Annotated in this window: 14 protein-coding genes; 6 read left to right on the top strand and 8 right to left on the bottom strand. The window is 69.9% G+C overall.

The genetic code is table 11. From position 1 onward, the window contains the following. Positions 1-106 precede the first annotated feature (106 nt). Positions 107-3,751 (top strand): serine/threonine-protein kinase, encoded by a 3,645-nt coding sequence (locus tag IU476_RS36820; protein WP_195101510.1) that lies wholly within the window; start codon positions 107-109, stop codon positions 3,749-3,751. 25 nt (positions 3,752-3,776) lie between these two features. Here the strand turns inward: IU476_RS36820 and IU476_RS17840 are convergent, their stop codons facing one another. Then, complete coding sequence (locus tag IU476_RS17840) at positions 3,777-5,093, bottom strand: class I SAM-dependent methyltransferase (protein WP_195101509.1); 1,317 nt, start codon at positions 5,091-5,093, stop codon at positions 3,777-3,779. Then, the gene (locus IU476_RS17835; protein WP_195101507.1) at positions 5,090-6,523 is read right to left on the bottom strand and encodes an FAD-binding oxidoreductase; all 1,434 of its coding nucleotides are present in this window, start codon (positions 6,521-6,523) and stop codon (positions 5,090-5,092) included. Before IU476_RS17835 ends, IU476_RS17840 begins: the two co-directional genes overlap by 4 nt. Positions 6,524-6,777: 254 nt before the next feature. Between IU476_RS17835 and IU476_RS17830 the strand changes: the two genes are divergently transcribed. After that, positions 6,778-7,212, top strand: coding sequence for an SRPBCC family protein (locus IU476_RS17830; protein ID WP_195101505.1), 435 nt, complete (start codon positions 6,778-6,780; stop codon positions 7,210-7,212). A 6-nt stretch (positions 7,213-7,218) separates the two neighbouring features. Here the strand turns inward: IU476_RS17830 and IU476_RS17825 are convergent, their stop codons facing one another. Genes IU476_RS17825 through IU476_RS17815 form a run of 3 tightly spaced genes read right to left on the bottom strand, consistent with a single transcriptional unit; the run spans position 7,219 to position 9,021 of the window. Next, positions 7,219-7,566: a VOC family protein gene (locus IU476_RS17825; RefSeq protein WP_195101503.1), complete on the bottom strand. Its 348-nt coding sequence runs from the start codon at positions 7,564-7,566 to the stop codon at positions 7,219-7,221. Between the two features lie 14 nt (positions 7,567-7,580). After that, the gene (locus IU476_RS17820) at positions 7,581-8,402 is read right to left on the bottom strand and encodes a MerR family transcriptional regulator (protein WP_195101500.1); all 822 of its coding nucleotides are present in this window, start codon (positions 8,400-8,402) and stop codon (positions 7,581-7,583) included. 34 nt (positions 8,403-8,436) lie between these two features. Beyond that, the gene (locus tag IU476_RS17815) at positions 8,437-9,021 is read right to left on the bottom strand and encodes a hypothetical protein (protein ID WP_195101499.1); all 585 of its coding nucleotides are present in this window, start codon (positions 9,019-9,021) and stop codon (positions 8,437-8,439) included. A 127-nt stretch (positions 9,022-9,148) separates the two neighbouring features. Here IU476_RS17815 and IU476_RS17810 point away from each other — a divergent pair, with 127 nt between their 5' ends. The 3 genes from IU476_RS17810 (at position 9,149) to IU476_RS17800 (ending at position 10,796) form a co-directional block, all read left to right on the top strand. Continuing rightward, positions 9,149-9,490, top strand: coding sequence for a YbaB/EbfC family nucleoid-associated protein (locus IU476_RS17810; RefSeq protein ID WP_195102027.1), 342 nt, complete (start codon positions 9,149-9,151; stop codon positions 9,488-9,490). A gap of 16 nt (positions 9,491-9,506) precedes the next feature. Next, complete coding sequence (recR, locus tag IU476_RS17805; protein WP_195101498.1) at positions 9,507-10,115, top strand: recombination mediator RecR; 609 nt, start codon at positions 9,507-9,509, stop codon at positions 10,113-10,115. 63 nt (positions 10,116-10,178) lie between these two features. Then, a complete protein-coding gene (locus IU476_RS17800; protein WP_195101497.1) occupies positions 10,179-10,796 on the top strand; it encodes a LysE family translocator in 618 nt (205 codons plus the stop codon). Here IU476_RS17800 and IU476_RS17795 read toward each other — a convergent pair whose 3' ends face one another. Continuing rightward, on the bottom strand, positions 10,797-11,441 hold the full coding sequence (locus IU476_RS17795) for a hypothetical protein (protein ID WP_195101496.1): 645 nt from the start codon (positions 11,439-11,441) through the stop codon (positions 10,797-10,799). Beyond that, positions 11,438-11,656 (bottom strand): hypothetical protein, encoded by a 219-nt coding sequence (locus IU476_RS17790; protein WP_195101494.1) that lies wholly within the window; start codon positions 11,654-11,656, stop codon positions 11,438-11,440. The genes IU476_RS17795 and IU476_RS17790 overlap by 4 nt, the downstream gene beginning before the upstream one ends. Positions 11,657-11,829: 173 nt before the next feature. On the opposite strand from IU476_RS17790, the gene IU476_RS17785 reads away from it, so the two are divergent. Beyond that, complete coding sequence (locus IU476_RS17785) at positions 11,830-12,954, top strand: PLP-dependent cysteine synthase family protein (RefSeq protein WP_195101492.1); 1,125 nt, start codon at positions 11,830-11,832, stop codon at positions 12,952-12,954. Between the two features lie 3 nt (positions 12,955-12,957). On the opposite strand, the gene IU476_RS17780 is transcribed toward IU476_RS17785, so the two are convergent. Continuing rightward, the gene (locus IU476_RS17780; protein ID WP_195101490.1) at positions 12,958-13,722 is read right to left on the bottom strand and encodes a sulfite exporter TauE/SafE family protein; all 765 of its coding nucleotides are present in this window, start codon (positions 13,720-13,722) and stop codon (positions 12,958-12,960) included. Between the last annotated feature and the right edge of the window lie 104 nt (positions 13,723-13,826).

Raw genomic sequence — 13,826 nt, 5'->3', positions numbered from 1 at the left:
GGCTTTCGCCGGTACCCGTCGGTCTGTCGTACACGCGGGCGGAATTGCCACCGCACGGCTGTGGTCCGCGCTACGTTGGAGGCAGCGGAACGTTCGAGGTGGTCGCATGAACCCACACACGGGCAAGGTCCGCAGCACCGATCCTCCCGCCGAATCGAACACCCAGCGTTACCCGCAGATCGGGATCGCCGACGAGCTCGCGGCGATGGGGCTGTTCGACGCCGAGGAGATCGGCCGCGGCGGCTTCGGGGTCGTCTATCGCTGTGCCCAGCGCGCCCTGGACCGCATCGTCGCGGTGAAGGTGCTGTCCTCGGAGATCGACGAGGAGAGCCGCGAGCGGTTCCTGCGCGAGGAGCACGCGATGGGCCGGCTGTCCGGCCACCCCAACATCGTCGACGTGCTGCAGGTGGACGTGACCGCCGGCGGCCTCCCGTTCATCGTGATGCCCTACGCCACGCACGGCTCGCTGGAGCAACTGATCCGCGACCACGGGCCGCTGGACTGGTCGGATTCGCTGCGGGTCGGGGTGAAACTGGCCGGGGCGATCGAGAGCGCGCACCGGGTCGACGTCCTGCACCGCGACGTGAAACCGGCCAACGTGCTGCTCAGCCGCTACGGCGAACCGCAGCTCACCGATTTCGGCATCGCCCGCATCCCCGGCGGCTTCCGCACCTCGACCAGCATGATCACCGGCTCGCCCGCGTTCACCGCGCCCGAGGTGCTCAAGGGCGAGGAGCCGACGGTGCGCTCGGACGTGTACGGCCTGGGCTCGACCCTGTTCGCGCTGCTCACCGGGCACGCGGCGTTCGAGCGGCAGTCGGGGGAGAAGATCGTCGCGCAGTTCCTGCGGATCACCACCCAGCCCATTCCCGATCTGCGCGAGCAGGACATCCCGCCCGGACTGGCCGCGGTGATCGAGCGGGCCATGGCGGCCGATCCGGCCGAGCGTCCGGAGTCGGCGCTGGAACTGGGCAACCTGCTGCGCGCGGTGCAGCACGACCAGGGGCAGCTGCCCGACGAGATGGCGCTGCTGCAGCCCGGCCCGAATTCGGAGGACCGCGGCGAGTCCGGGCCGTCGCCGCATCCGTCGCTGCGCGCGCGATCGACGCTGACCGGCATCCGCGGTTCGACGACGCTGCGACCGCCCGCCACGCTGGGCCCGCGCGACAGCTCGCGGCCCGTGCCCACCTCGACCCAGAGCATGCCGGTCACGATGCCGCCCACGGCCGCGACGAAGTTCCGGCCGCCCACCCCGGCGCGGCAGCCGATCCCGCGGCCGCGACTGCTGGACATTTTGCGGGCGGGTGACCGGCGGCGGCTGGCCGTGATCCACGGTCCGGCCGGGTTCGGCAAGAGCACCGTCGCGGCGCAGTGGCGGGCCGAGCTGGCCGCCGGCGGCACGGCCGTGGCCTGGCTCGGCATCGACCACGACGACGACAACGAGGTGTGGTTCCTGGCGCACCTGGTGCAGGCGATCCGCCGGGCCTGCCCGGAGCTGGGCGCCGGCCTGGAACAGGTGCTCGAGGAGCGGTCCGGGGAGGCGGTGTCCTACGCGATCTCCACGCTGATCGACGAGATCCACGCCGCCGGGCGCCCGGTCGCGGTGGTGGTCGAGGACTGGCACCGGGTCACCGACGCCGGGGCGCACCGGGCGATGGATACGTTGCTGGACAACGCGTGTCACCACCTGCGGTTCGTGGTGACCACGCGGGAACAGACCGGATTGCCGCTGAGCCGGCTGCGGGTGCGCGACGAGGTGGTCGAGATCGGCTGCGAGGAGCTGCGCCTGACGCTGCCGGAGACGCGGCGGATTCTGGTGGAGCGCAACGGTTTCCAGCTCACCGATGAGCAGGTCGAGCAGATCCACCGCGCCGCCGACGGGTGGCCGGCGGCGATCCAGCTGGTCAGCCTGTCGCTGCGGGGCGGGCGCCCGGCCGACCCGGCCGAGCCCGCGCGCACGGTCGACCCGGCGCAGCTCATCGCGCATCTGTCCGGCGGCAACCAGGCCATCCGGGAGTACCTGTCGGAGAACGTGCTCGACACCCTCGAGCCGCGCATGCTCGAATTCCTGATGTCGGTGTCGGTGACCGAGCGGGTCAGCGGCTCGCTGGCGGCGGCGCTCAGCGGTGAGGCCGAGGCCGAGCAGCTGCTGGAACAGGCGCAGCAGCGGGAGCTGTTCGTCAGCCGCATCGAGCACGACCCCGAATGGTTCCGGATCCAGCCGCTGTTCGCCGAGCAGCTGCGCAACCGGCTCGAACGGGTGCACCCCGGGAAGTCGAAATCACTGCACCGCAAGGCTTCCCGGTGGTACGCCGAGCATCAGCTGGTGCGCAGGTCGGTCGATCACGCGCTGGCGGCCACCGACCTGAAGCTGGCGCTGGACCTGCTGGAGACCGGCGGCATGGATCTGATCGACACGTCGCGGCTGGCCACGCTGCTGGGCACGGTGTCGAAACTGCCGGTGCAGCAGGTGGCCTCGCGTTCGAAGCTGCTGATGGCGCTGGCGCGGGCGAACATCAACCTGCAGCAGTCCGGGGCGGCGCGCACGGCGCTCGGGCGGCTGTCGAGCATGCTGGCGCGCAGCTCGCCCACCGACGCCGACGCGATGCGGCAGCGGTGCGAGGCCGCGGTTCTCGGGGCCGCCGACCTGGTGGCGCGCGACCGCACCGACGGTGTGCTGGACCGGATCTCGGACTGCCTGAAGCTCGCCGACGATCTCCCGGCGTGGACGGCGTCGACGGCGGCCAACCTGGTGTCGTTCGTGCGCCTGTGCGAGTTCGACTTCGACGGCGCGCGCGCCGTGCAGGACCGGGCGGCGCAGTACCACGCCCGCTCCAAGGACCCGCTCGGCATCGTGCTGGGGCTGCTGGGCAAGGGGGCCGCGGCCTACGAGCAGCTCGACATCGACACGGCGACAGAGTGTTTCGAGCAGGCCTGGCAGACCGCCCGGGACCGCGCGGGTCCGCGTTCGCACGCGGTGCGGGTGGCCGCGGCGCTGCTCGGCGAGGTGTCCTACCGGCGCGGTGACCTGCCGGCGGCCGAGGTGCTGCTGGATCAGAGCCACCAGCTGGTGGCCCGGGTGGGTCCGGTCGACTTCCTGATCACGACCTTCGTGGTGGGCGCCCGGGTGAAGGCGGTGCTCGGCGATGCCGAGACCGCCGCCGCGCGGCTCGACGAGGGCGCGCGCATCGCCGCCGACCGCAAGCTGCCCCGGCTCGCCGCGCACATCCGCGCCGAACGGTTCCGCCTGGACCTGCCGGTCGAGCAGTCCGCCGCGCCGTCGCCCGAATCCGCGCTCCGGCCGGTCCGGCACAGCACCGGTACGGCCGCCCTGACCGCCGAGGCGGAGGAGATCGCGGCCATCCGCGCCCTGCTCGCCCGCCACTACCGCGGCGGCGTCGACGCCTTCGGCAACGACGACCTGGCCCCGCTCGGCACCGACGACTCCGCCGTGAAACGCGCCCGCGCCCTGCACGCGCGCATGTCCGAACAACACCGTCCCCGTGCGGAATTGGACACGGCCCTGCTGCTCGCCGAATGCCTGTCCGCCGCGGGCTGGACCGGCGAGGCCATCGCCACCCTCACCCCGGCCGTCGCCCGCTGCGCCGAATTGGGTTGGCCCCGGCCACTATTGGACGCCGGGCCGGGAGTCCTGTCCCTGCTGAGCACCTTCCGCAACGACATGCTGATCGGCGCCGATCACGCCGAACCCCCCGCCATCCCGAGGAAGTTCCTCGACACCCTGCTCTGACGGAGGTGAAGTCATGCGGGGTGTTTCAGGCGTTCCACCAAGGGCGCAGGGGGGCCGTCCATTCCGCGTCGGGCCCCAGCTTCATACCGAGGACCTGGTGTAGCTGGACGACGTTGCGTTCGAAGCCGAGGACGCAGCCGGCCATGTAGAGGCCCCAGACCTTGGCGGTGCCCTCGTCGGCGGCGGCGACGCAGGAGTCCCAGTTCTCGACCAGGTTCTTGCACCATTCGCGCAGGGTGAGCGCGTAGTGCGGGCGCAGGTTCTCCTCGTGGAAGACCTCCAGCCCGACGTTCTGGATGTCGGAGATGATGCGGCCGGAACCGATCAGCTCCCCGTCGGGGAACACGTAGCGGTCGATGAAGTCGCCGGCCTTGGTGGTGCGGGTGTTGTCGGGCCGGGTGATGCAGTGGTTGAGGAACAGCCCGCCGTCGCGCAGCTTGCTCTTGATGTAGCCGAAATACGACGGGTAATTGGCCACGCCGATGTGTTCGGTGAGACCGATCGAGGACACCGCGTCGAAATTCGACTCGGGCACGTCACGGTAGTCGGAGTGGCGCACCTCGGCCAGGTCCTGCAGGCCCTCCTCGGCGATCTTCTTCTGCGCCCACTCGGCCTGCTCCTTGGACAGCGTCGCGCCGATCACCTTGACGCCGCGCTTGGCCGCGTAGCGCACCATGCCGCCCCAGCCGCAGCCGATGTCGAGCAGCCGGTCGCCCGCCTTCAGGTTCAGCTTCTCGAACACCAGGCGGTACTTGTTCTCCTGAGCCTGTTCGAGGGTCCAGTTCTCGTCGCCGTACACCGCGCAGGTGTAGGTCATCGACGGGCCCAGGACGTACTCGTAGAACTCGTTGGAGACGTCGTAGTGGTGGTGGATCGCCTCGGCGTCACGGCCTTTGGAGTGCCGGAAGCCCTCCAGCGCGATGCGCCGCCAGCGCGGCAGCGTCTCCTGCGGCGGCGGGGCGATCGGCTTGAGCGCGTCCCACCCCAGCGAGCGCGCGATGGTGACCAGCGCCAGCGCCGACGGGCGCCGGAACTTCAAGTCGCTCATCGCCTTCAGGATCGCGTACGGGTCGCCCGGGTGGACACCCTCGGCGGTCATGTCGCCGGCGATGTAGGCGCGGGCCATGCCGAGGTCGCCCGGGGCCGTGGCGATGTAGTTGATGCCGCGCGGAGTGCGGATGTCCAGCCGGTACTTCGAGTCCTCCGGGCCGCAGCTCGACCCGTCGTAGGCGGTGAACCGGATCGGCACCGGCCCTTCGACGAGGGTCTCGAAGATCTCGGCGATGCTGAGTTTGGTTCCCAGTTCCGCGAAGACGTCGGAACGATCTTTGAACGTGGTCACTTGCGTTGCACCGCCTTCGAATACAAATCCAGTAAACGATGATCAGGGTCGTAGTGTTTCTTCACATCGGGATAGACGTCGCCGCCGTACAACGCGGCGAATTCATCCTTGTCGTAATACGCGTCCGAGTACAGAGATTTGTGACCGTCCAGTTCGGACACTTTGCGCTCGATCGCGCGATTGGCGGCGCCCTCCTGCTGTCCCGGCACCGTCGGCACCGCAGACCAGAAGCCGACGTTCACGTAGGTGCGGCCGGGCTCCAGCGGGTACAGCGGCCAGGGCCGGTCCGCGGTGGAACCGTTGTCGCGCAGGCGCAGCGGGCACAGCCAGACGGGCTCGATCGGGATCTCGGCGAGGAACCACGTCATGAACTCGGCGGTGCGTTCGATCGGCACCTCGATGTCCTGCACGACCCGTTCGCGCGGGGGATTGCCCTTGCGGGCCTCGAGCTTGTCGCCGATGTCGTATTTGTGGTCCAGCGCGATCAGTTTCCAGTAGAAACTCGAGCGCCGGTACCGCTTGGGCCAGAAGCGGCGGATCCTGGGGTTCTGCGTGCCGAACGCGCGCGAGCACCAGAACCAGTCGGTGTCCCAGCGCCACAGGTAGTCGTGGATGGTGAGGCGGTCGCGTTTCGGCTGCGGCGAGTCGTGCTGGATGGAGCGGTAGAAGATGTCCATCCCGGTGTAGTCGCTGACCGGGCCCGGTTCGTCGGTCTGCCGGCCGAGGATCAGGTAGCTCTCGTCGGCGGTGAAGACGACGCCGTCGAGGTAGTCGACCCGCTCGCCGTCGTAGGAGCGGTCGGTGACGATCCGGGCCATCACCGTTTCCAGCTCGCGCAGATCGTGGAAACGCACGTGCCGCAGCGCCACGTAGGGCTGCACCCGCTCCAGCTCGATCTTGAGCCGGGTCGAATAGCCGAGGGTGCCATAGGAGTTCGGGAAGGCCCGGAACAGTTCGGCGTGCTCGCCGTCGGGGGTCGCGGTGACGATCTCGCCCGCGCCGGTCAGCACGTCGATCTCCAGCACCGACTCGTGCGGGAGGCCGTTGCGGAACGAGGTCGACTCGATGCCCAGGCCGGTGACCGCGCCGCCGAGCGTGATCGTCTTCAGCTGCGGCACCACGAGCGGCGCCAGCCCGTACGGCAGCGTCGCGGCGACCAGGTCCTCGTAGGTGGTCATGCCGGCCACGTCCGCGGTGCGGGCCTGCGGGTCGACCGCGATCACCTTGGTGAGTCCGGATACGTCGAGTCCGGGCGCGGTGCTCTTGGCCCGCGCCCGGAACAGGTTCGACGTCTTCTTGGCCAGCCGCACGTTCGCATCCCGGGGGATGGCACGGTAGCTGGCCAGCAGGCGGTCCACCCCCGCCCGATGCGCGGCAAAACCTGATTCGTGTGCGGCCGGTGCGCGGCCGGCCTTCCCCAACAGACTCATTGCCACACCCTGACGCTATATCTCCCCGAAGTGAGAGGCCACCGGGAGGGTACCTGTTGCCCGGAATTTTCACGCAGTCGTTGCACGGCGTTCGGGTATCCGCACCGCTGCTCGAGCGCCATCGAAGCGCCAGGTCACAGCGGTAATTAGCCAGTCTAATGGAGTGTGCTCGGGTGTCCGGGCGGAATTCGGCGGCGTACCATGGCCCGGCGGCAGGCATCGTGCACACCGCCGACTCAAACAAGGAGCTCACAGTGGGACAGGTCAGCGCCTCCAGTTCGATCGTCGTTCCGGCAGATTCGCAACGCGCGCTCGAGGCGATCGCGGACTACGAGACGGTCCGCCCCCGCATCCTCTCGTCGCACTACCGGGACTACAAGGTGCTCGAGGGCGGCAAGGGCGCCGGCACGGTCGCCGAGTGGACGCTGCAGGCCACCGAGAAGCGGTCGCGCAACGTGCACGCGGTGGTGTCGGTCTCCGATTCCATGGTGACCGAGCGGGATTCGAACTCCACGCTGGTGACGACCTGGACGGTGACGCCGTCCGGCACCGGCTCCCTGGTCACCGTCCGGACCAGCTGGAAGGGCGCCGGCGGCGTCGCCGGATTCTTCGAGGGCATCTTCGCGCCCCTGGGCCTGAAGAAGATTCAGGCCGAGGTGCTGGAGAAGCTGAAGGGCGAACTGTCCTAGCCGGGGTCAGCCCGCGGCGATGTCGAAGAGGTTGCCTTCGGGGTCGGCGAGGGTGGACCAGCTGATGCCGTACTCGTCGTAGTCGGCGATGTGCTTGGCGCCCAAGGCGATCGCCCGCTCGATCTGGTCGCGCCGGTCGGCCGCGACCAGATCGAGATGCACGACGTTCTTGCCCGGATTCTTGTCCGGCACCCGCAGGAACATCAGCGTCGGCGTCATGGTCTCGCGGCCGACCGTCGCGAAGTTCTCGTTGGCGTCCGGGTCGAGCGGCTGCTCGAGCAGGTCGGCGTAGAACCGCGCGAGGGCGGCGGCGTCCGTGCAGTCCACGGCGATATTGGCGAGCCTGGGTGGCATCGGTATCCCTTTCTTCACAGCCGGCCGACGGGCCAGCAGACTTCGGTGCGGAACTCGGTGGGGTCCGCGACGTCGGGCGGGCCGGCGACGTACACCTCGCGGATCGGCTCGGCGAGCGCGGTGTCGTGCTCGGCGACGTGGCTGCCCAGCGCGCCGTAGGTGCGGTCGAAATCGGTGAACGGCCCGGCGTGCACGGCGACGGCGAAGCGGCGGGCCGGGAGTTCCCGCACCGCAACGTCTTTCGCGGTCGCGAGCCGGTCGCCGTCGGCGGCGGTGACGGGTACGAACGCGACCACCTCGCCCTTGTCGTCCTCGAAGAATTCGGTGGAGTAGGTGGCTCCGCCCGGGCCGGCCGGCGGCACGCCCGCCGCGGCCAGCGCGGCGTACAAGCGGCCGAAGGTGATCTCGCACCAGTCCGAGATGTCTTCCCGGGCAACGTGTTCGGCGAACGTCAGCGCGAGGAACGCGGGCACGGAACGATATTCGACCTCGATCGGCCGTCCCGGCAGCAGCAGAGCGCGCAGCGAGGCCACCACGTCGCGGGTGCGGGCCAGTTCGGCTTCCATGCGTTCCAGGTGGGCGCGCAGGGCGGCGTCGCGCGCGGCGCGGTCGGGGGCGGACAGCACGGCCCGGATGTCGGGCAGCGGCATGTTCAGGTCGCGCAGGCGGCGGATGAGGTGCGCCCGGTCGACCTGATCGGTCGAATAGCGGCGGTACCCCGACGCCGGGTCCCTGGTCGCGGGCGCCAGCAGATCGATCTCGTCGTAGTACCGCAGCGTCTTCACGCTGAGGTACGTCAGCCGGGCGAATTCCCCGATGGAGACTGTCGCTGTCATGCGCCCCAGCGAACACCCTCCAGCGGGGGGAGAGTCAATTGGTCAGTACGAAGGTCAGCAGCGGTGTCGTCTGGAAGTGCCCGCGCCACCACGAATAGCCGAACCAGACGCCCGGGGTGACCTCCCGGATCTCGTCCCAGATCTGCGGGGTGATGGACGGGGCGTAGTCCAGCGCCCAGACCGGTTGGCCGTCGAGGATCGACGGCGCGCTGTAGACGTTGGCCGGGAAGCCCTCGGTGCCGCCGCCGAAGATGCGATTGGTCAGCGTTCCACCGTCCGGGCCGGTGTAGAAGATCTTGCCGCTCCACAGCGGCGGCGCCGCGGCCTCCACCACCGGCGGACGCGCCACCCAGCCGTTGGTCACGCCGATGGGAACGTTGCCCCGGGCCGCGTCGAGGAAGATCTGGTCCTGCTGCTGCGGATCGCAGATGTCGCGCAGCGCCACGATGGTCGCCTGTGGATTCTCGGGATAGAGCACGCAACCGCCGCCGTAATCGGTGTCTGCGTGCGCGGCGGGCGCCATCGTCACGACCGGCGCCACGGCGAGCAGCGCCGCCAGGCAGGCCGGCGCGATCGCCCGCGTGAGAGATAGTCGAAATGGTTCACGGCCTACCCGCATAACCCGCCTCCACCTGTGACCCTGACCCCACCCACCGATCGTAGTTCGCCGACGACGGGTCGATAGGGGGGTAGACCCAATCGTGACTACGCTGGAGGGCAACCACTTCCCGCAGAGAGGACAACCCGTGGAGCCCGGTGGACAGGTCGACATGCAGGCATTGCTTGCGCAGGCTCAGCAGATGCAGCAGGCGGTGATGGCCGCCCAGGCCGAACTGGCGGAGGCCGAGGTCGAGGGCGAGGCCGGCGGCGGCCTGGTGAAGGTCACCGTGAAGGCGACCGGCGAGATCCAGTCGCTGACGATCGATCCCAAGGTGGTCGACCCCGAGGACGTCGACACGCTGCAGGATCTGGTGGTGGGCGCGATCAACGCGGCGACGGCCAACGCGCAGCAGCTCGCCGCCGAGAAGCTGGGTCCCCTGGCGGGCGGACTGGGCGGCGGGGGTTCGATGCCCGGCCTGCCGTTCTGAGCGCGGGGCACCCGCGTTGTACGAGGGTCCGGTTCAGGATCTGATCGACGAGCTGGGCAAGCTGCCCGGCGTCGGTCCCAAGAGCGCCCAGCGCATCGCGTTCCACCTGCTGTCGGTCGAGCCGCCGGAAATCGACCGGTTGCAGGGCGCTCTGCAGAAGGTGCGCGACGGCGTCCGGTTCTGCGCGGTGTGCGGCACCGTGTCCGACGGCGAACTGTGCCGCATCTGCGCCGACCCGCGCCGCGACCGCACCCTGATCTGCGTGGTCGAGGAGCCCAAGGACGTGCAGGCCATCGAGCGCACCCGGGAGTTCCGCGGCCGCTACCACGTGCTCGGCGGCGCGCTGGATCCCTTGTCCGGCATCGGCCCCGACCAGCTGCGCATCCGAGAGCTGCTGGGGCGCATCGGCAATCAGGACGACGGCGTCGACGTCACCGAGGTGATCATCGCGACCGACCCGAACACCGAGGGCGAGGCGACGGCCACCTACCTGGTCCGCATGCTGCGCGACTTCCCGGGCCTGTCGGTCACCCGCCTGGCCTCCGGCCTGCCCATGGGCGGCGACCTGGAATTCGCCGACGAGCTGACCCTCGGCCGCGCGCTCTCCGGCCGCCGCGCACTGTAGGCGGCCGGGGGCTTCGGAGAATCGGGCTGTGCCGCGGCAGCACACCCGATTACAGTCGCGCGGGTGAGCCCGGAGTTCCTGCTGACCACCCTGGTCATCGTCGCGACGCCCGGTACGGGCGCGCTGTACACCCTCGCCGCGGGCCTGAGCCGGGGCGCCCGCGCCAGCGTGGTGGCCGCGTTCGGGTGCACGCTCGGCATCGTTCCGCACCTGGTCGCCGCGATCACCGGGCTCGCCGCCCTGCTGAACACCAGCGCGATCGCCTTCCAGACGCTGAAGTCCCTGGGCGTCGCCTATCTGCTGTACATGGCGTGGAACACCTTCCGCGACAAGGGCACCCTCGTGGTCGAGGAGCAGCGGCCGGGCCCGCCGCCCGCCCCGTGGCGCGTGATCGTGTCGGCGGTGCTGCTGAACCTGCTCAATCCCAAGCTGACGATCTTCTTCTTCGCGTTCCTGCCGCAGTTCGTGAGCTCGGACGAGACCCGCGCGCTGCCGCGCATGCTGACCCTCAGCGGGGTGTTCATGCTGTGCACGTTCGTGGTGTTCGCCGCCTACGGTGCGGGCGCGGCCGCGGTGCGGACGCACGTGATAGATCGGCCCGCCGTCACTACTTGGCTGCGTCGGGTGTTCGGGGTGTCGTTTCTCGCCCTCGCCGGTCGGCTGGCCGCCGAGAACCAGTAGTCAGAGCTCGACCGGCTGCCAGTCCAGGGTGTCGAGGCGGGTGCGGTCGCCGGTGGCCCAGTCCCAGATCAGGTCGGCGACGTGCCGGGAGTCGGGCACTCGGGTGCCGAAGTGGCGGTCGGGCGAGCCGTCGCGGTATTCGAGGGTGTAGCCGCCGGTGCTGTCGCGGAAGGTCTGGATGTAGCGCTGCGGCTCGCGCTCGACGATCAGGTAGGGGTTGGGGTCGGTGAGGTTGGGGATCCACTCGTGGATCAACGGCTCGGTGAGATAGGGGAATTCGCCCGCGCCGCCGTGCGTGACGGTAACGGGGATGTGGCCCGCGGGGTCGAGCAGCCAGGTCAGCTGGGGATCGTAGACGGCGTACGACCGCGGCGTCGCGAGTTCGAACAGCAGGCCGCGCAGGTGACCGATCGCGTCGTAGGGACTCGAAACGTACAGTGCCGCACCGGTTTCCGCGCCACCGGCGGGTGGCTCGGTGAGGAAGCCGTCCGGCTCGGGCAGGGCGGCGTTGCGCTCGTTCAGCGCGGCCGCGATCTCGGCCACGGCCGCCGCCTCGGGCAGACCGCGCTGCGCCGTCAGGTAGGCGTCGACCTCGTCGGGTGTGGTGGCGACGCCGGAGGGCAGCAGTACGTGGTCGTAACTCACCCGGCCAGGCTACGTGGCCCGGTGCCGGTCTCCGTCAGGGCGCACCCGCAGCCGCCGGCCACGTCGAAGCAGTCGACGACGAAGGTGTGCCGGGAATGGTCGGTGTCGTGGCAGCCGGGTTCCGTGCATTCCACCGATCGGTCGGTATGCACGATGAGCGTGCCGTGACAGTGATCGAGCGTCGCGTCGCAAGATAGACAGAGCCGTGCGTGCATGAAGACCTCCTGTGAGACCGTCCGCACTACGGTCTTACCACGCTGGCGGCGCCCCCTCGAAACCTCCGGGCCGCGTGTCGTTCCGGGGAGTGGAGCAACCCCTCCGCAATCGGACGCCGCCCCTGTGGAAATATCGAGTTCTACCTCAACGGGCTCTAGGGCGAGGAGTGCGCATGACAGCCGCCGCGACACCCGCGGGCACGGAGCCGGCCGTGCTCGACATCAACCGCTACGACCCCGGCCACCGCCGCTGGCTGACCGAGGCGATCGCCAAGGTGCGCGCCGACATGCGCCGCTCGTCGGACACCCATCTGCTGCGGGTGCCGGTGCCGGTCCTGCCGGGTGTGGACCTGTATCTGAAGGACGAGTCGACGCATCCGACCGGTTCGCTCAAACACCGGCTGGCCCGCTCGCTGTTCCTGCACGCGCTGTGCAGCGGCTGGATCCGGCCCGAGCGGCCGGTGATCGAGGCGTCCAGCGGGTCGACGGCGGTCTCCGAGGCCTACTTCGCGCGGCTGATCGGCGTGCCGTTCATCGCGGTGATGGCGCGCGGAACCAGCCGCGAGAAAGTGCGACTGATCGAATTCCACGGTGGCCGTTGTCATTTCGTCGACAACGCGACCGAGGTCTACGACGTCGCGGCGCGGCTGGCGAACGAGACCGGCGGCCACTACATGGACCAGTTCACCTTCGCCGAGCGGGCCACCGACTGGCGCGGCAACAACAACATCGCCGAGTCGATCTTCGACCAACTCGCCGAGGAGCGGCATCCCGATCCGGCCTGGGTGGTCGCCACCGCGGGCACCGGCGGCACCTCCGCGACGATCGCCCGTTACATCCGCTACACCGGCCGCGCCACCGGGCTGTGCGTCGCCGACCCGGACAACTCCGCGTTCTTCCCCGGCTGGCGCGACGACGATCCCGCCGCGACCACGGAGATCTGCTCGCGCATCGAGGGCATCGGGCGCCAGCGCGTGGAGCCCAGCTTCGTCGGCACCGCCATCGACCGGATGATGCGCGTCCCCGACGCCGCCGCCATCGCGGCGATCCAGGTGCTCGAGGAACTGATCGGGCGCAAGGCCGGCGCCTCCACCGGCACGGGTCTGTGGGCGGCGTTCCACATCATGTCCGAGATGGCGCAGGCCGGGCGCGAAGGCAGCGTCGTCGGGCTGCTCTGCGACCCCGGCGACCGCTACATCGACAAGTACTACTCCGCCGACTGGCTCGCCGACCAGGGCATCGACATCACCCCGTACCGCGCGCGGCTGGCCGGCTTCCTGGAAACCGGGGTGCTGTAGGCGTCAGGTGGTCAGCAGGCGGACGACGGCGACGATGCCGACCACCACGATCACGCCGCGCAGCACGGTCGGCGGCATCCGGCGGCCGACCGTCGCGCCCAGCTGGCCGCCGATGATCGAACCGACCGCGATCAGCGCGACCACCTGCCACGCCACCTCGGCGACGCAGACGAAGATCAGCGCCGACAGCGCGTTCACCAGCAGCGCCAGGAAGTTCTTCACCGCGTTCAGGCGCTGCAACTCGTCGTGCACGAAGACGCCGAGCAGGCCGATCAGCAGGACGCCCTGCGCCGCGCCGAAGTAGCCGCCGTAGACGCCGCTGGCGAGCACCGCCAGCCAGAGCAGCAGCCCGCCGTGCTCGGGGGTCGCCCCGTCGGCCGCCCGGCGCTGCCGGACCCAGCGGGCCAGGCGCGGCTGCACGACCACCAGGACCAGGGCCGCGATGATCAGTACGGGGACAATCGCTTTGAACGCCGCGGCGGGCAGGCGCAGCAGCAGAACCGCACCGATCGCCCCGCCGAGCAGTGACGCCGCGCCCAAGCGCAGCAGACGATCGCGCTGGCCGGTGAGTTCGCGGCGGTAGCCGAGCACGCCGCTCAGTCCGCCGGGGACGAGGCCGATGGTGTTCGAGACGTTGGCGGTGACCGGGGGATAGCCGAGGGCCAGCAGGACCGGGAAGGTGATGAGGGTGCCCGAGCCGACGATGGTGTTGATGCAACCCGCCGCGATGCCCGCGGTGAAAATTGCCAGCAGTTCGAGCAGAGTCATAACCGGTTTCCCTATCGACGTCCCGCGGAGCGCGGACGAGTGGCTGCGCCGCCGACGCTATAGGTAGGACGAATCCGGCGTTTTCCGGGCCGCGCTTTCGCCGC

Origin of the sequence: Nocardia blacklockiae (genome assembly GCF_015477355.1) — a bacterium.
In the GTDB taxonomy this organism is placed as follows: domain Bacteria; phylum Actinomycetota; class Actinomycetes; order Mycobacteriales; family Mycobacteriaceae; genus Nocardia; species Nocardia blacklockiae.
The sequence above is the reverse complement of the archived record's forward strand: the minus strand, read 5'-3'. Positions and strand labels throughout refer to the sequence as shown.